Origin of the sequence: Chitinibacter sp. GC72 (assembly GCF_009760905.1) — a bacterium.
In the GTDB taxonomy this organism is placed as follows: Bacteria; Pseudomonadota; Gammaproteobacteria; order Burkholderiales; family Chitinibacteraceae; genus Chitinibacter.
The window spans coordinates 227096-245570 of sequence record NZ_VIRW01000001.1 but is presented as its reverse complement, the minus strand read 5'-3'; the positions used below and the strand labels follow the sequence as shown (position 1 = coordinate 245570).

Annotated in this window: 13 protein-coding genes; 7 read left to right on the top strand and 6 right to left on the bottom strand. The window is 54.5% G+C overall.

Annotated features, from left to right (window positions below):
• From FLS37_RS01065 to FLS37_RS01055, 3 genes are all read left to right on the top strand, one after another.
• Positions 1–459, top strand: coding sequence for a DUF494 domain-containing protein (locus FLS37_RS01065; RefSeq protein WP_157314067.1), 459 nt, complete (start codon positions 1–3; stop codon positions 457–459).
• Between the two features lie 63 nt (positions 460–522).
• Positions 523–2817, top strand: a complete 2295-nt coding sequence (gene topA, locus FLS37_RS01060) for a type I DNA topoisomerase (RefSeq protein WP_157314066.1) — start codon at positions 523–525, stop codon at positions 2815–2817.
• Between the two features lie 85 nt (positions 2818–2902).
• Positions 2903–5512: an EAL domain-containing protein gene (locus FLS37_RS01055; RefSeq protein WP_157314065.1), complete on the top strand. Its 2610-nt coding sequence runs from the start codon at positions 2903–2905 to the stop codon at positions 5510–5512.
• Positions 5513–5516: 4 nt separating this feature from the next.
• Here the strand turns inward: FLS37_RS01055 and FLS37_RS01050 are convergent, their stop codons facing one another.
• The 6 genes from FLS37_RS01050 to FLS37_RS01025 form a co-directional block, all read right to left on the bottom strand.
• On the bottom strand, positions 5517–6263 hold the full coding sequence (locus tag FLS37_RS01050) for an ABC transporter substrate-binding protein (protein WP_157314064.1): 747 nt from the start codon (positions 6261–6263) through the stop codon (positions 5517–5519).
• 122 nt (positions 6264–6385) lie between these two features.
• Complete coding sequence (locus FLS37_RS01045) at positions 6386–7126, bottom strand: amino acid ABC transporter ATP-binding protein (RefSeq protein WP_157314192.1); 741 nt, start codon at positions 7124–7126, stop codon at positions 6386–6388.
• A gap of 73 nt (positions 7127–7199) precedes the next feature.
• On the bottom strand, positions 7200–7988 hold the full coding sequence (gene rsmA / locus FLS37_RS01040; protein WP_157314063.1) for a 16S rRNA (adenine(1518)-N(6)/adenine(1519)-N(6))-dimethyltransferase RsmA: 789 nt from the start codon (positions 7986–7988) through the stop codon (positions 7200–7202).
• 78 nt (positions 7989–8066) lie between these two features.
• On the bottom strand, positions 8067–9089 hold the full coding sequence (gene pdxA / locus FLS37_RS01035; protein ID WP_157314062.1) for a 4-hydroxythreonine-4-phosphate dehydrogenase PdxA: 1023 nt from the start codon (positions 9087–9089) through the stop codon (positions 8067–8069).
• Positions 9089–10402, bottom strand: a complete 1314-nt coding sequence (locus FLS37_RS01030) for a peptidylprolyl isomerase (protein ID WP_157314061.1) — start codon at positions 10400–10402, stop codon at positions 9089–9091. Before FLS37_RS01030 ends, pdxA begins: the two co-directional genes overlap by 1 nt.
• A 12-nt stretch (positions 10403–10414) precedes the next feature.
• Positions 10415–12586, bottom strand: a complete 2172-nt coding sequence (locus FLS37_RS01025) for an LPS-assembly protein LptD (RefSeq protein WP_198314435.1) — start codon at positions 12584–12586, stop codon at positions 10415–10417.
• 70 nt (positions 12587–12656) lie between these two features.
• Between FLS37_RS01025 and FLS37_RS01020 the strand changes: the two genes are divergently transcribed.
• From FLS37_RS01020 to tkt, 4 genes are all read left to right on the top strand, one after another.
• Positions 12657–13649, top strand: a complete 993-nt coding sequence (locus FLS37_RS01020; protein WP_157314059.1) for an aminoglycoside phosphotransferase family protein — start codon at positions 12657–12659, stop codon at positions 13647–13649.
• Positions 13650–13735: 86 nt separating this feature from the next.
• Positions 13736–14422: an N-acetylmuramate alpha-1-phosphate uridylyltransferase MurU gene (gene murU, locus FLS37_RS01015; RefSeq protein WP_157314058.1), complete on the top strand. Its 687-nt coding sequence runs from the start codon at positions 13736–13738 to the stop codon at positions 14420–14422.
• 89 nt (positions 14423–14511) lie between these two features.
• The gene (locus FLS37_RS01010) at positions 14512–16257 is read left to right on the top strand and encodes an alpha/beta hydrolase (protein ID WP_232522456.1); all 1746 of its coding nucleotides are present in this window, start codon (positions 14512–14514) and stop codon (positions 16255–16257) included.
• 207 nt (positions 16258–16464) lie between these two features.
• Positions 16465–18465, top strand: coding sequence for a transketolase (gene tkt / locus FLS37_RS01005; protein ID WP_157314057.1), 2001 nt, complete (start codon positions 16465–16467; stop codon positions 18463–18465).
• The last annotated feature ends 10 nt before the right edge of the window (positions 18466–18475 follow it).

Here is an 18475-nt window from a genome sequence, read left to right as displayed (position 1 = left end):
ATGCTAGAAGTGCTGGCCTACCTTTTTGAGCAGTTTTATAACGCAGATGGCCTGCCCGATGTCTCACAATTGGCCAAAAAACTGTCATTGGCCGGATTTGAAGGCGAAGATATTCATGATGCTCTGGCCTGGCTGGGAGAGTTAAAGCAGATTGATGTCACGCCCTATCGCGCTCTGGATACGCATTCCGGCGCATTGCGCAGCTTGCAACCAATGGAGTTGGCCCGATTTAGCGATGAAGCTGCCCAGTTTCTGTTTGCACTGGATGCGGCAAAAATATTAAGCGCAGGTGAGCGCGAGCTGGTGCTTGATCGTGTCTGGCGCGAGCCCGAAGGCGAAGTGAGTGCCGAGCGGATTAAACTGATTGTACTGATGGTGATTTGGCAAAAGCGGGATGCATTGTCTAATCTCCTGATCGAAGACCTCCTCTTTGGCCGCGATGGTGCAGCGCTGCATTAATTAAAGCGCCATCATTGGGCACAAAGACCATTAAAACTATTGAATCTAAAATAACGGGGAACCATGCCCGCAAATCTCTTAATCGTAGAGTCGCCATCCAAGGCGAAGACGCTGCAAAAATACTTAGGCAAAGATTTCCAGATCTTGGCTTCCTACGGTCACGTGCGCGGCCTAGTCCGTAAAAATGGTTCGGTTGATCCTGAAAACGACTTCAAAATGAAGTATCAGGTGATCGACAAAAATAAAAAACACGTTGACGCGATTTGCGAGGCGGTCGAACAAGCCGATAACGTCTATCTCGCATCCGATCCGGACCGCGAAGGTGAGGCAATTTCTTGGCATATTCTGGAAATCCTGAAAGCCAAAAAATTACTCAAGCCAGAAAAACAATTCAAGCGCGTGGTCTTTCATGAGATTACCGAAAGCGCAGTTTTGAATGCGGTGGCCAATCCGCGCGATCTGGATTTCAACCTCGTTAATGCCCAGCAAGCACGAAGTGCGCTCGATTATCTGGTTGGTTTTAATTTGTCTCCGCTGCTGTGGCGCAAAGTGCGTACCGGTTTGTCGGCCGGGCGCGTACAAAGCCCGGCGTTACGACTAATCTGTGAGCGTGAAATCGAAATTCGTGCGTTTACTGCGCAGGAATACTGGACGATTCACCTTGATACTAAAAAAGGCCGCAGCAAAGTGGCCGCCAAGCTCACCACTTGGCAAGGTAAAAAACTCGATCAGTTCGATATTCCGAACGAAGCAGAGCAAACAAGTATCCTGAATGGATTCGCCGGCAAAGAAGCTGTGGTTCATTCGGTCGAAAAGAAAAAGAAATCGCGCAGCCCAACTGCGCCTTTTACAACGTCGACGCTGCAACAGGAATCGGTACGAAAACTCGGGTTTACCACCGATAGAGCAATGCGCACGGCGCAATCGCTGTATGAAGGGGTGAATCTCGGTGGTGAAACGGTCGGTCTGATCACCTATATGCGTACCGACTCGGTCGCCTTGTCAAACGATGCGCTGGCCGAGATTCGAGATTATATTTCGAGCAATTTCGACAAAGAGTATCTGCCGAACGCGCCGATTACGTACAAGAATAAAGCGAAAAACGCGCAAGAAGCGCACGAAGCGATTCGCCCTACTTCGATTCTGCGCACGCCAGAATCGGTGAAAACCTTCTTGTCGCCCGAGCAATTCAAGCTCTACCAAATGATCTGGAAGCGTACGCTGTCGTGTCAGATGACGCCGGCCAAGTTCGATACAGTCGCCGTTGATATTGCCGTTGGCGGCGCAGAGAATTTGTTCCGCGCGACGGGGCAAACGCTGGTATTCCCCGGCTTTATTGCCGTGTATCAGGAAGATGCTGATGATGTTGAAGACGATGAAGACGAAGCACGCTTGCCAGTTCTGACCGAAGGTGATGCCTTGCCGGTAGAGAAAATTTACGGCGAGCAGCACTTCACGCAGCCACCACCGCGCTTTACCGAGGCGAGCTTGGTTAAATCACTGGAAGAGTTCGGTATTGGTCGTCCTTCCACGTATGCGTCGATTATTTACACGCTCAAAGATCGCGAATACGTCATTTTGGATAAAAAGCGCTTCACGCCAACCGATACCGGCGAAGTGGTGAATAAATTCCTGACCGAGCATTTCACGCAATACGTGGATTACAATTTCACCGCGAAGCTGGAAGACAAACTCGACGAGATTTCAACCGGTTCACGCGAATGGGTTCCGGTACTGGATGAATTCTGGAAGAAATTCCATAAGCAATGCGAAGAAAAGCAGGCTTTATCGCGTGCCGAAGTCACACACGAAGCGATGGATGAAGATTGTCCGAAATGTGGCAAGCATAAACTATCGATTCGTCTCGGTCGTCGTGGTCGCTTTATTAGCTGTAGTTCGTACCCGGAATGCGATTACACGCGCAATATTGGCGATGATCCGAATGCAGCGCCGTTAGAGCCTGAAGTGGTACCCGATCGTACTTGTCCGAAGTGTGAATCGGCATTGCACATCAAGGTGGGTCGTTACGGCAAGTTTATCGGTTGCTCCAACTATCCGAAGTGCAAACACATCGAGCCGCTGGAAAAGCCAAAAGATACCGGCATTGAATGCCCGGAATGCCATAAAGGCAGCCTGATCGAGCGCAAAAGCCGCTACGGCAAGATGTTCTATTCGTGCAATACCTATCCTGATTGCAAATATGCAACGTGGAACCCGCCGGTGGCAGAAAGCTGCCCGCAGTGCAAATGGCCGATTATGACGATCAAGGTCACCAAGCGCCGTGGGACTGAAAAAGTGTGTCCACAGAAGGAGTGCGGTTACAGCGAAGTGCTGATCCCGCCTCCGGCAAAAGAGTAATTGCGCAGCCTAGCGGGAATTCGGAAGAGTTCCCGTTTTACCTTGGCTTGACACAAGCTGACTATTTTTTGACCCGAGGTCTCCTTTGTCCGATTCGATTGTTTTTTCCGGTTTGGCAATGTCCGAGCAGCAAGCCTTGGGGACTTACCATACTTACTTCAATGCGTTTGACAGCGTGGTCAGCATTTTAAGCGCTGCGCATGATCCGGACTGTCTGGTGGATATGCTGCAGGTCTTGGGGCAAGCCTCGCGCAGCAGCATGACCGGTTTGTATCTGAATGATGAGCAAGGCAAGCTGGCCAAGCTGGTTGCCGCGTGGCGGGATCCCGATTGCCGTTTGCTTGAATATACCCCCACCCCGTTTTTGTCGCTGGACTATGATCAGTATGCTCTGCTGGCAGATACCCTAGCGGTTGGTATGGTGCTCAATAAATCGCTGCTTGAATTGCCACTGGCCGAGCAAATGTTGCTCGCGCAGGTGGGCATACGCCAGCTGCTCTGTATTCCCTTGCTGCAAGGCGGCGAGCTGTTTGGTTTTCTGGCCTTTCTCAACGATAGCGATAGCCGTCAGCGTGACACCATCGAGCTAAGACTGCTGGCCATGCTCTCCAATCACATTGCCCAGGCGCTGGGCAAGGCCAAGCTGGAAGCCGAATCGCTGGCCAACCAGCATCGGCTGCGTGCCTTGGTGGGCGCAACGCAGGATATGGTCTTCGAGCTGGATGCGCATGGTGTGATCCGGCATGTCTGGTCAGGCCATCCGGCCTTGCCCGCCGGCGAAACCCTGCTCGACAGGCCGATGGCTGCTGTGCTGCCCTATGAGCTGGCGCACGAGCTGATCCGCAGCCTGCCGCAGGTACTGGCTGGGCAAAGCAGCAAGCAGTTCAATTGCGTCTTGCCGCAGCAGAATGTCTGTTTACTGGTGCGCATGCAGCCTGTTGGCGTTGAGCATCAGCGCAGCGTGGTGGTCTTGCTGCAAGACGTTTCGGCGCTAATGCACGATGCTGCGCGCAAGAAAACCCTGCTCGAAACGCTGAATCTGCTCGACGAAGCGATTGTGGATGTTTTGCCCAACGGCGTACTGACCGAAGTCACCAGCGCTTGGGGGCAGCTGCGTGCACTTGAACCGCGTGATTTAAGTGCCGAGCTGGGGCGCACGCTGTATTCATGGGTACACCCGGAAGATTTGAATCTGGTGACGCAGCTGATCGAGCGGCAGCTGCAGTCGCGCGAAGCCAGCAGCGTCCGTTTCCGTCTGCTGCGAGCCGATCATGACTTTATCTGGGTTGAATTGCGTCTGGTTACGCACTTTGGCCCGGATGAGCGCGCCACTGCGCTGCGTGGTGTGGTGCGTGATGTGACGGTGGCGCACTTGAACGAGCAGAATATTACGCAGATGGCGCTGTATGACGGGCTGACCCGTTTGCCGAATCGTCTGCTGCTTGATACGGAAATCCACCGTGCCATTGATGAAGCCGCCCGTGCACAGCGCAAAGTGGGTTTGGGTTTTGTCGATCTGGATCATTTCAAGCAGATTAACGACGCTTTTGGCCATAAAACCGGCGATGATCTGCTGGTGCTGCTCTCGCAGCGCCTGCGCGATGCCTTGCCTGACAACGCCGTACTCGCCCGCTGGGGTGGTGATGAGTTTGTCGCGCTGATTCCCGATCTGGCAGATCAGCGCGAGCTGGCACAGATTGCCGAGCAATTGCGCCTGTCGGCAAGGCAAAGCATGCTGATCAACGGCATGGAAACCCAGCCGACCATCTCCGTCGGTTTTGCCATCTATCCCGATAATGCCGAAAGTGGCGAAGAGCTGCTTTCAGCTGCCGATCACACGATGTATCACGCCAAGCATGCCGGGCGTAATAGTGTGTGCTTCTACAGTGACATTGTGCATTTGAAAGCGCTGGGGCGTGAGCATGTGGCGATTCAGTCGCGCCTGTCCAGCGCCATCCGGCATGGCGGCCTGCAGGTTTTTTATCAGCCGATTGTCAACGCTCGCAGCGGGGACATTATTGCCGTTGAAGCGCTAGCGCGCTGGATGGACGACAAAAGTGGCTGGATCAGCCCTGAGCTGTTTATCCCGATGGCAGAGAAGGTTGGCCTGATTCAGGAATTGTCCGAACAGATCATGCTGCAATCTTTTGCCAAATTGCGCGAATGGCGCGAATCGGGCTTGAGCCAGAAGCTGATGATCAATGTCTCGCGCAGCCAGCTGTATTTGCCAACCTTTGTTACCACGCTGGTCGAGCGGCTGGCGAATTTCAAACTGCGCCCCAGCGATGTGATTGTGGAGATTACCGAAAGCGTTGCATTGACCGATTATGCCCGCCAGATGCGGCATTTGCGTCAGTTGAGCGACGCCGGTTTTGTGCTCGCGATTGATGATTTTGGCACCGGATATTCATCTCTGTCGCAACTGCACGATATGCCCGCCCAGATGCTTAAGGTTGATGTCTCGTTTGCCCAGCGCCTGCACACCGATGAAGGGCGGCGCGTGATGCAGGCGATTGCCCAGATGGCGCAAGGCCTGCAGCTGGATCTGGTCATTGAAGGCGTTGAAAGCCTGGAAACCGTGCGCTTTTTGCAGGGGCTGGGCGTTAACTTTATGCAGGGCTTTTACTTTAGCCAGCCCGTTCCACCCGGTGTCGCCGAGCTATGGATGCGGCTGGGCTTGCAGGCCAAGATGTAGGGCTTTAGTGCGCCGCCGGGCTGTTGAAGTGGTAAGGGGCTATTTTCTGTTGCCACTTCTGATCTTTAGCAAGATCAAGGACTGTGGCCTGCACGTATCTGGCCAGCTCCGGATTGTTCGGGCTAAGCAAAATCCGCCGCTCGTAGGTATTTCTGACCTGATTGGCCACCCATAAGCCGCGGAGCTGCTCGGGGGATTTGAGCCGCAGCTCTCCCCAGCTGCTGTTGGGGATGAAAATCACATCCACCCGCAGGCTGCGCAGTTTTTTCAAATTACTTGGCTGATTGGGCGCGTCATCCCGGATGATTTTCCCGGCCGCAATATCCGCTTCCAGCTCGCTATACCGGTGTCCCAGTATGCCGCCCAAGACTTTGCCGTGCAGGCTGTATGAACCTGTATAGTCGAGCGGCACATGGCTGATTACCAAGTCGGCATCGCGAAACAGTGGCGCTGACCAGAGGTAGCGTTGTTGTTTTGCATCCTGAAACCAGCTAGGGCTGGACCACGGGATGAGTCCTTGCCAGTGCGGATCTTCCAGAATCAGATCAATGCGCTTGCGCGGTGTGATCTGGATTTCGAACTGATAGCGATTTTTGCTGCGGGCACTGAGTTCTTTGACCAATTCATGGCTCAAGCCCGAGTCAGCAGACCAGAAAGGGGGTGAGTCGTACTGGGTATATACAATGACTTTCTCGCTGCCAAGGCTGAGATGGCTGCTGGCCAGCAGAAGGAGGGCAATGCAGCACTTCATAATTGACTCTCAAAACCACCATAATTTGTATGGTAGTCCAGAAAAGCAGAAAGCTAAATACTAATGGGGTATATGATTGAAACCTAATTAATCATTGATTTAAATAAATATACCCCTGCTATTTATTGATGCATCGGTGCCAGAATTTGGCGCAGGAACTGTTTGGCGCGCTCGGTTTGGGGTTGGGTGAAAAACGCTTCGGGTGTCGTGTCTTCCAGAATTTCACCCTGATCCAGAAACAGAATCCGGTCGGCCACTTCGCGGGCAAAGCCCATTTCGTGCGTCACTACCATCATGGTCATTCCCGATTCGGCGAGTGACTTCATCACCTCTAGCACCTCGCCAATCATTTCCGGGTCGAGCGCGCTGGTCGGCTCGTCAAACAGCATGACGCGCGGATTCATCGCCAGCCCGCGAGCAATCGCCACGCGCTGCTGCTGCCCACCCGATAAATTGCTCGGATAGGCGTCTTTTTTATGGGCCAGCCCGACACGCTCGAGTAGCTCCAGCGCCTTGGCATTGGCTTGTTCGATCGATTGCTTCTTGACCTGGATCGGTGCCAGCGTGATGTTTTCCAGTACCGACAGATGCGGATACAGATTGAAGTGCTGGAAAACAAAGCCGACTTCTTCGCGCAATTTGTTGATATTGGTTTTCGGATTGTTGGCCTGTACGCCGTCAACCCAGATTTCACCGTCATTGATGGCTTCCAGCTGGTTGATCGTTCGAATCAGCGTAGATTTGCCCGAACCCGACGGGCCGCACACCACAACCACCTCACCCTGTTTGACTTCAAGGTTGAGGTTTTTTAATACATGGTGGTGCGGGCCATACCATTTATTAACTTGCTGAAAGCGGATCATGGTGGTGTCTGTATTCATCAATCAAGCCTTTGATTTTGCAATCTTCCGGGCGTCAAGCCTAGCGGGGAAATCCCTATGATTTGACCAGCGCGTTCGATAGCGCGACGTACTGTGCCACGCTGACGTTTTCTGGTCGCATACTTGGCTCGATTCCTACTGCGGCCAGCACCTCGTCGTTGGCGATGCCTTTCAGATTATTGCGGATGGTTTTGCGTCGCTGTGCAAAAGCGGTTTGCACCAAATTGCGCAAATGTTCTTCGTCCTTGGCCGGATGTGGCAGTACATCGTAAGGCACCATGCGCACCACGGCTGAATCAACTTTCGGCGGCGGATCGAAGCTTTCTGGTGGCACGTCAAGGATATGATCCATCAGATAGCGATACTGCAGCATGATGGACAGGCGGCCGTAATCGGTGGTGCCGGGCTCAGCCACCATGCGATCGACCACTTCTTTTTGCAGCATGAAATGCATGTCGTAAATCACATCGCCAAAGCTGGCCAGATGAAACAGTAGCGGCGTTGAGATGTTGTAGGGCAGGTTGCCAACCAGTTTAATGCGGCCACCCGGCGCAATTTCGCGTGCTAAGGCGCCAAAGTCGAACATCAGCGCATCGCAATTGTGGATGACCAGTTGCTCAGGCGTGTAGCGTGCCGATAAATGCGCCACGATGTCGCGGTCGATTTCAACCACATGCAGCGTCGGGATGCGTGCCATCAGCGGGATAGTCAGCGCTGCCAGACCGGGCCCGATTTCGACAATCGCGTCTTCCTTGTGCGGATCAACTGCATTGATAATGCTGGCAATCACGCCTTGGTCTTGCAAAAAGTTTTGTCCAAAACGTTTGCGTGGAATGTGTGCCATGGTTTTGATTCCTTGCTCCACGAAGCAGGCTGCGGGCGCGGGGCCGATATGCTCCGTGCGTACCTGTCCGGGATGCTTTTATGAATGGGTTGATAATTCGGCGGCGAGTTTCGTGGCCGCAATCAGGCTGCCGATATCGGCTTTGCCGGTGCCTGCCAGATCGAGCGCCGTGCCGTGATCGACCGAGGTGCGGATAATCGGCAGGCCGAGTGTGATATTGATCCCTGCGCCAAAGGTGGCAAATTTGAGCACCGGCAAACCCTGATCGTGGTACATCGCCAATACCGCATCGCCCTGCGCCAGAATGGGTGGATTAAATAGCGTGTCTGCCGGTAGCGGGCCGATCAGCTTCATTCCCTCGCCGCGCAAGGCTTCGAGTACCGGAATGATGATGTCGATTTCTTCGCGCCCCATATGGCCGGATTCACCGGCGTGCGGATTCAGGCCTGCGACAATGATACGCGGCTCGGCAATGCCGAATTTGCTGCGCAAATCGGCGTGCAGGATACGCAAAGTGGTTGTGAGCGATGCCGCATTGAGCGCGCTGGCGACGTCTTTCAGTGGTAAATGCGTGGTGGCTAGTGCCACGCGGATTGATTTTTTCTCGCTGCCATACTCGCCCGCCAGCATCATCACCACCTGTGGGGTATGTGTCTGTTCGGCAAGGTATTCAGTGTGTCCGGAGAAATACCCCTGGTTGTTGGCGTGAATGCCTTCGTTAATTACGCCTTTGTGGATCGGCGCAGTGACCATGGCGGCAAATTCGCCGGACACACAGCCTTGCGTTGCGCGATCGAGCAGATCCAGCACGTATTGCGCATTGGCTGGATCAAGCTGGCCGGCAATCGCCGGGGTTTTAAGAGGGCAATGCAAAATCGCCACCGCAGGCGGGGGCGACTGCTGGGCATCGTAGTCGAGCCAGGCTGCGATCTGGCCGCAGTCCAGGCCGAGCAGCGCGGCGCGCTGGAGTAAAAGCTGGCGATCGCCCAGAATCACTATCGGGTGGGGTATGCCGCCCAATGCCATCTGTATCGTGATATCCGGGCCAATACCTGCAGGCTCTCCGGTGGTAACCGCCAGTGGTTTACTCAATGCCGGCATTATTCATCCTTCAGGCGAATGACAATGCGCGAGCGATCACGCAATTGGCGCAGCCAGTCGTCATACTGCTCTTCGGCTTTGCGCTGGGCCAATTCCTGACGGATTTTAGAGCGGGCTTGTTCCTGAGTGACGTCCTGATCACGGCGCTCAAGCACCTGAATCAGGTGAAAACCGAATGGCGATTGCACGGGCATGCTGACTTCATTAATCGCCAGCGCCTCCATGGCCTCTTCAAAGGCAGGCACGGTTTCACCCGGATTGAGCCAGCCCAGATTGCCGCCATTGCTGGCGCTGGCGTCGTCAGAGAAAGATTTGGCCATCACGGCAAAATCCTGGCCGCCCTGAATGCGATCACGCATCTGGAGCAATTTCTGCCGCGCTTCGGTCATGGACACCACTTCATTGCTGCGGATCAGAATATGGCGTGCCCGTGTTTGCTTGACGATCACGCGCTGTTCTTGCGCCCGTTTGTTCAGCAGCTTGAACAGGTGAAACGCCACAGGGGTGCGGACAATATCGGTGTATTCGCCCGGCTGCAGTTTGTCGAGCAGGCTGGTAAACGCCGGTGGCAAGGCTGCGCCAGGGCGCCAGCCAAGCACGCCGCCTTTGGTGGCATTGGCGTCATTGGAGTAGCTGGCGGCCACGGTGGCAAATGATTTGCCCGCTTCGATTTCCTGCCGTGCGGCCTGGATGCGGGCGCGCTTGGCCGCAATCTGCTCCGGTGTGGCGTTTTCCGGAATATTGATCTGGATTTGCGCCAATTCGTATTCCATTTTGGCTTTGCCGGCTGAAATACGCAGGTAGTCGTCAATTTCCGATTCGGTTACGACCACTTTGCTATCGACTTCGCGCTCTTTCAGGCGCGCCAGCAGGATTTCCTGCCGGATATCATCGCGAAACTCGCGCCAGCTAACGCCATTGGCCTCCAGCTGTTTGCGAAACGCGGCGGGGGAGAGTTTATTTTGCTCGCTCAAGCGGGTAATGCTCGCTTCCAGCTGGCGATCATCGACACGCAGACCGGTTTTTTCGGCGTACTGCAGCTGCAGTTGATCCATGATCATGCGATCGAGCACCTGCTGCTGCAAAACGTCTTCCGGTGGCAGCTTGACTTGCTGACGCTCAAGATTGGCCTTGATCGTGCCGAGTTTGCGCTCCAGCTCGATCTGGGTAATGGCATTGCGATCGACTACTGCCACGACACGATCAACGGTAAGCACCTGCGCCTGCACGGTGCTGCCGAGCAAGACGGCCAGTAAAGGCAGAATGCGCAAAGTGGAGCTGAGTTTCTTAGCTGAATTCAGAGCAAATGTCATACGGTATGCCTATTAACGCAGTTTGGGCGAAGAGTAAGTGTTGGCGTAGCCAGGAATGGATTGCCGCAACACGGAAATGGGGTTCATCCCTATCCCGGCCAATCCGCCAAGGTCGAGCAAAATAAAGTAATTTGTTTTGTACTTGCTGTCGGTGGTGACATAACGCTGCGCAGCCAGGCGCAGAGCCCAGCAACCTGCATTGTATTCAAGTCCGGCCAGGGTCTCTAGCGCCTGATTATCCTTGAGCGAGTAATTATAGCGGGCTACACCGTACCAGCCACCGCCCAGCGGCCATTGTCCACTGGCGTCCAGCTGTTCGGTATTGGCGGTACGGTTAACGCTGTAGCGTAGATTCAGTGTTTTGTAGGCACCCGGTGACCAGTTGAAATTCAGATCGGCGCGGGCCGTTTTATCGTGCCGAATATCCTGTTGCAATGTGTAGTTGGCACGGATGTCGTAGGGTAGCTGGCCGCCCAGCGTCAATAACAGATCGGACGATTTTTCCGAGTTCGATTCGCGATTTGAATCAATTCCCACCTTGGGGGATTTGAAATAAATCCTTTGCCCTAGTCCGGCATAAAAGCGCTCAACGCCATCTTCGTCGGCAAAAATACGTGAATTGAGCGCCAGGGTAATTTCATTTGCGTCATTAATGCGGTCATTGCCTGAGTACTTATTCTCAGCAAACAGTGATGACCACGACAGGTCGGTCGTGCCGCTATCGTAATTGGGCAGCTTGGACTGATCTTTGAATGGCACATACAGGTAGTAGAGCTGAGGCTCCAGTGTTTGCAAAATCTTGCTGCCAAACAGCTGGCCTTCGCGTTCGAAGAACAGACCGGTATTGACGCTGGCAATCGGCAACACCCGGCTTTCAGTACCCAGATCACGGCCTGATGCGCTTTCATTGCGGTAATGCGTTGCATGCAGACCTAGCTTGGGTGTGATAAAGCTGTAGGCATTGGCCAGTGGCAGGCTCATGCTGGGATAGATCCACGTGCGATCACCCTGGATTTTTTTGTCGTGGGTAAAACGGGTGAATTCGGCATTAAACTGCGTTTCAGTCCCGCCACCCAGTTTGGGTGAATAGCTGCCATACCATTGTGGCAAGCGCGCGTAGGGTTCATCGACTGGCGTGGTTCTACTTTGCAGTGTCTGATATTGCTGTACGCGCAAATAGCTGGACCAGTTGCTGCCGCTATACGAAAGTAAAGCGCCTTGCTCAAGATTGACTTGCGAGGCAACGGCCAGCCGGTCGCTAAAATCGCTGAAATAATAATCGTCGGAGACTTTCTGGTATGTCAGATCAAGCCGGAGCCGGTCTGCCAGCAGATGGCTGTGTGAGAGTGCAACGCTGTAGCGGCGATCATGGTCTTTGCGATCATCAATGCCTTCGGCCCTGATGCTGCCGGTGTAGCTAGGTTGCAGATAGCGAAACTCGCCGCCGAGCATCACGCCGCGTTCGCCCAAATAGCTCGGCGTGATTGTTGCGTCATAGTTGGGGGCAATATTCCAGTAAAACGGCTGGCTGTACTCCAGACCATTACTGCTGCTGTAGCCGATATTGGGCATCAGAAAGCCCGTTTTGCGGCCGCCATCGAGCGGAAAATCCATCCACGGGTAGTAGAAAACGGGGACAGATTGAAACTCCAGCCAGCCATGCCAGGCCTGACCATAATTTTGCGTATAGTCGAGCTGCATTTCCTTGGCATGCAGATGCCAGGCGTTTTGTTCGGGCGTGCAGGTGGTGATCGAACCAGTCTGGATGCGGTATTTGTCCTTGCCTTCAAACAGGATTTTGACCGCTTCGCCACGCGCAAGGCCTTGCCCCATCAGATAAGTGGCGTTTTCCAGCTCGCCTTCGCGCGCGGTGACGGCAATATCAAGGCGTGTCCCGGTGAGTGTGTCGCCATCCTTGTTCAGGATCACCTGATCGCCCGCGTGCACCATATCGGTTTGTTGCTGGTATTTGACCCAGTCGGACTTTACCTCCAGCGTATCGCGGGTGATGATGACATTGCCTTTGGCCTCGGTGTAATCGCCTTCCTGCACATTGGCCTGATCAGCTTCGATAAAAATCGGCGGTTCGGGCGTGCTCTGCGGCGTTTGCGCCACGGCAAAACCGGGCAGGATCGCGAGCGAAAGCTTTAAAATTGTGAGGTGAAATGGTGGTGAATGATGCACCCGCATGTGGCCTTGTTCAGCTAACTGGTAGAATTGCGTGATATTAGCAGATTTGAGAGTAATTCTTCCTATGAACAGACAAGAACAAATTACCAACTGGTTGCAAGCCGAGCAAGGTAGCGCTCCCGTTTCGCTGGCGATTGCCGCTGCCGATGCCAGCGTGCGTCAATACTGGCGCGCCAGCTGGGATGATCGCAGCCTGATCGTGATGGATTTTGACCCGGCCAGCTTTGACGTGCAGCCGTTTCTGGCGCGCCAGGCCCAATTAGCGGGTGCTGGCGCAGCCGTGCCTGCGCTGCTTGGGCAAGCGCTGGCATTGGGCTTGGTGGCATTGGAGGACCTGGGCGATGCCACGCTGGCGAGTATGTTGGACGAAGAGAATGCCAAGGGGTGGTATCTGCGTGCAATCCATGATCTGGTTCAGCTGCAGGCACATACCCTCGATGAAGGCCTGCCACTATTTGATGCAGCCTTTGTCCAGCGCGAGCTCGATATCTGTCGGGAGTGGTATTTCGGCCAGCAATTCAATACCGAGCTGACAGGTAAAGAGCTGGCAGTCTGGGAGCGCTCATGTGCGCTGATCACGCAGGTAGTGTTGCAGCAACCCACCGTGTTTATGCACCGCGATTATCATTCGCGCAATTTGATGGTGAAAGACGATCGGCTGCGTCTGATCGATTTTCAGGACGCAGTGAAAGGTCCGATTGCTTACGACTTGGTATCTCTGTTGCGTGATGCTTATGTCACATGGAACGAGGCCTTTGTGCTTGATCTGGCGATTCGTTACTGGGAAATGGCGCGTGACGCCGGTTTGCCGGTGCACGAAGACTTTTCGGATTTTTACCGCGCCTTCGAATGGGCGGGCTTGCAACGCCATATCAAAATCCTCGGCCTGTTTGCCCGGCTGAATTACCGCGATGGCAAAGCACAATATCTGGCCGACCAACCACGCGTGTTTGAATATGTGCGTCAGGTTTGTCTGCGTTACCGCGAACTAACGCCGCTGGGTCGTTTGCTGCTCAATCTGCACGGCACGCCGGTAGAAACCGGATTCAGTTTTTGATGGACTGAACGGTGAGGGGAGGCGTGAAGGAGAATGTCACGCCGCTCTTCACGCCTTACCTCTAATACCTTACTCCTCACATCCCTATGAAAGCCATGATTCTGGCCGCTGGCCGTGGCGAGCGCATGCGCCCGCTGACTGATGTAACACCCAAACCTTTGCTTGATGTTGCCGGAACGCCGTTAATCGGCTGGCATCTTAAACGTCTGGTCGCTGCCGGGATTGAGCAGATTGTGATCAATCACGCCTGGCTGGGGCAGCAGATTGAAGACACCCTGCAAGATGGCGCGGCGTATGGCGCTCAAATTCAATATTCGGCGGAAATGAGTGCACTGGAAACGGCGGGCGGGATTGCCACTGCATTGCCAATCTTGGGTAATGCGCCTTTTCTGGTCGTTAATGGCGATGTATTTACCGATATCGACTTTGCACAAGCTGTGCTGCAGACGCTGGAGCAGGGCATGCTGGCGCATCTGATTCTGGTGCCCAACCCGCCGCAACATCCGGCGGGTGACTTTGCGCTGCTTGACGGGAAAGCGGCGGTAGATGGCGAGCAAAAATACACCTTTAGCGGCGTCGGTCTTTATCATCCGGCGCTGTTTGCCGAGACGCCGCCGCAGCAAGCAGCAAAGCTGGCGCCGCTGTTGCGTGAGGCGATGGCGCAAGGCCGGGTGAGTGCTTCTTTGCATACCGGCACATGGCTGGATGTCGGTACGGTTGAGCGGCTGGCACTGGCGCGTGAACATGCTGCCCTGGCCAGCTTGCCGCAATAAGAAGCAAAATACCGGGACGGGAAAAAGTGCATTGAATTATGCTGCACCGCAGCGTAGATTAAGAGATATCGCCAGCGGGGAGTCATACAATGTCAGTCATGCCTGAAACCACTTTTTCCCAGTTTTATGCCGATCAACAGCAGCGCTTTGAGCTGCTGCAACACCAGTTGCGACAGACTTTTGATCCCTTTGGTCTGGGTGAAACCACACTGAAAGCGCAAAAGGCCTGGCTGCGCCACCCGGATAAGCTGTATCAGGCCTACACCAGCTACGCCAATGATCTGCTGCGCTTGCAAGGCTTTACCTTGCGCCGCTACTGGGGCGAGCCCGATACCGATGTAATCCCGCCGCATCCCGATGATCCGCGCTTTGCCGATCCGATCTGGTGCGACTCGCCTTTCTGGGACAGCCTGAAAGAATGGTATTTGCTCAATACGCGCTGGCTGCAAAACAATCTCTACGCCACCCCGGATTTGTGCGAACAGGAGCGCAGTATTTCGGCCTTCTGGTTGCGTCAGGTGCTCAACGCCATGGCGCCAACCAATTTCCTGCTCACCAATCCCACTGCGCTGGCAACAGCGCTGGAAAGCCGTGGCGTCAGTCTGGTCAAGGGGCTGGATAATTTCATGCGCGACATGGCCAATGGCGATATCGCGATGACCGATCTGGACGCGTTTACCGTTGGCGAAAATCTGGCCACTACCGAAGGTGCCGTGGTGTATCGCGGCAAACTGCTTGAAGTGATTCACTATGAGGCCAATACCCCCACGGTGCATCAAGTGCCGCTGGTGCTGGTGTCGCCGTGGATCAATAAATATTACGTGCTCGATCTGAACCCGCAAAAAAGCATTATCAAGTACCTCGTCGATCAGGGGTTTTCGGTGTTTGTCACCAGCTGGAAAAACCCGGATAGCAGCATGGCCGAGGTGAGCTTTGATGATTATCTGACCGATGGTGTGGCGCAAATTATTGATGTTGCGCTGGAAATCAGCGGCAGTGACAAGGTCAATCTGCTGGGGTACTGCATTGGTGGCACGCTGATCACAACGTATCTGGCGTGGGCCAATCGCGCTGCGGCGGCGGGGGCGATCAAATCCGTGCCGGTCGAATCGGCAACACTGTTGACCACGCTGACCGACTTTGAACGCCCCGGCGATATCGAAGTGTTTATTGACGAAGACGGTCTGGATTTTATTGATACGGTCATGGAGAAAAAAGGTTATCTGGACGGCAAGGAAATGGCCGCCAGCTTTCGTTTGCTGCGCTCCAACAGCCTGATCTGGAATTACTGGGCTGGTAACTACCTGATGGGTGAAACGCCGATGGCGTTTGACGTGTTGTACTGGAATATGGATACCACGCGGATGCCGAAGAAAATGCACCGCAGCTATCTGCGTGATCTGTACTGGTCGAATAAACTCGTACAGCCTGATGCTTTGAATCTGGCGGGGCAGCCCATCGATCTGGCGCAAATTACCCAGCCTATCTATATGGTCAGCGCCGAAGAAGATCACATCGCGCCGTGGAAGCAAACCTTCACGCTGGCAGACCGGGTCTCTGGGCCGGTGCAATTTACGCTGTCAACGTCGGGCCATATTATCGGCATCATCAATCCGCCGGGGCCCAAATGCAAACGCAGCTTCTGGCAGGGCGAGCCCGTTGCAGGGCAGGATGCCGAAGCGTGGTTGCAGGATAAAACCCAGGTGGCAGGCTCATGGTGGCCCAACTGGGTGGAGTGGCTGCGCCCGTATTCGGGTGCGCAGGTCAAACCCAAGCTCTCCAGCCGCAAATACGCCAAGCTGTGCGCAGCGCCGGGCACCTATGTGCTGGAATAAGCCTGACAAGCACCCATGATTCTTTGTTTTTAAGCAACATCACCGACACGCCAGCATTTTACAATGCTGGCGTGTAGTTTTTTTTTAATCCCCTATGCCACAGGGTCTTGGCTCAGGGATAATGCAGAACAATTTTCTCCTTGAGTTTTGCAGGCTGGCCTGGCAAGAAAGCAAGGGATTCGTTTTCACACAATAAGGAATACAGTGATGGCAGCAACGCGTACTGATTTAGCAAATGCAATCCGCGCACTGGCGATGGACGCTGTGCAAAAAGCCAATTCCGGCCACCCGGGCGCACCGATGGGGATGGCGGAAATTGGTCTGGCTTTGTGGGGCGACAATATGCGCTTTAATCCGCAAAACCCGGCCTGGGCCAACCGCGACCGCTTTGTATTGTCCAACGGCCACGGCTCAATGCTGCAATACGCGCTATTGCACCTCACAGGTTACGACGTTTCAATCGACGACATTAAAAACTTCCGTCAATTCCACTCTAAAACCCCAGGTCACCCTGAAGTTCATTACACGCCGGGCGTAGAGACCACCACTGGCCCGTTGGGTCAGGGTATTACCAATGCGGTGGGCTTTGCGTTGGCGGAAAAACTGCTGGCAGCGCAATTTAACAAGCCAGGTCTGGATATCGTTGACCATTACACTTATGTCTTCATGGGCGACGGTTGCCTGATGGAAGGCATCTCGCACGAAGCTTGCGCACTGGCTGGCACTTGGGGCTTGGGCAAACTGGTGGCGTTCTGGGACGATAACGGCATTTCGATCGACGGCCACGTTGAAGGCTGGTTTACCGACGACACGCCAAAACGTTTCGAATCTTACGGCTGGCATGTCATTGCCGGTGTTGACGGTCACGACGTTGACGCTTTGAACGCTGCGATTTCCGCGGCCAAAGCCGAAACTGGCAAACCAACGCTGATCTGCTGCAAAACCATCATCGGTAAAGGCTCGCCAAACAAAGCCGCCAGCCACGATTGCCACGGCGCACCACTGGGTGATGCTGAAATCGCACTGACTCGCGAAGCCATCGGCTGGCCACATGCGCCATTCGAAATCCCTGCTGACGTATACGCTGGCTGGGATAAAAAAGCCGCTGGTGCTGCGGCGGAAGCCGAGTGGAATGCGCTGTTTGCCAAATACGCTGCGCAATATCCAGGCGAGGCCGCCGAATTTAGCCGCCGCATGAAAGGCGATCTGCCTGCGAACTGGAACGACATCGTTAAAGCCGCAGTAGCAGAAGCCAATAGCAAAGCCGAAACCATCGCTACCCGTAAAGCCAGCCAGAATGCCTTGTCGGCGCTGTGCCCACAACTGCCGGAAATGCTCGGCGGTTCGGCTGACTTGACCGGCTCTAACCTGACCAACTGGAAAGGCTCAAGTAGCCTGAAAGTAGAGGGCGGCCAGATTTCAGGTAACCACATCAGCTACGGCGTGCGCGAATTCGGTATGAGTGCCATCCAGAACGGCATCGTTTTGCATGGCGGTTTCCGCCCATTCGGCGGCACATTCCTGATGTTCTGCGAATACGCGCTCAATGCGCTGCGTATGGCGGCGTTGATGAAGACCAACAATATCTTCGTTTACACGCACGATTCGATTGGTCTGGGTGAAGATGGCCCAACACACCAGCCGGTTGAGCAATTGCAAACGCTGCGTTGCATCCCGAATATGAACACCTGGCGTCCAGCAGATACAGTGGAATCAGTAGTGGCTTGGGCTGCGGCAATTGGCGAGCGCACCACGCCGTCATCGCTCGTTTTCACTCGTCAAAACCTGCAATTTCAGGCGCGTAGCGAGCAGCAGTTGGCCGACATTGCCAAAGGTGGCTATGTATTGGTTGATGCCGCCAATCCGCAACTGGTGATTCTGGCGACGGGCTCCGAAGTGGATCTGGCCGTGAAAGCCGCCGCTGCACTCAAAGAAGAAGGCGTCGCCGTTCGCGTAGTGTCAATGCCAAGCACCAATGTGTTCGACAAACAGGACGCAGCCTACAAGGCATCCGTGCTGCCAGCGGGCGTGCCACGTCTGGCCGTTGAAGCCGCAACCAGCGACTTCTGGCGCAAATACGTTGGCCTTGAAGGTGATGTGATCGGTATGGATACCTTTGGCGAATCAGCGCCAGCAGGCCAGCTGTTTGCCCACTTCGGCTTCACCGTGGACAACGTCGTTGCCCGCGCCAAAGCCTTGCTGAAATAAGCCGGGTCGC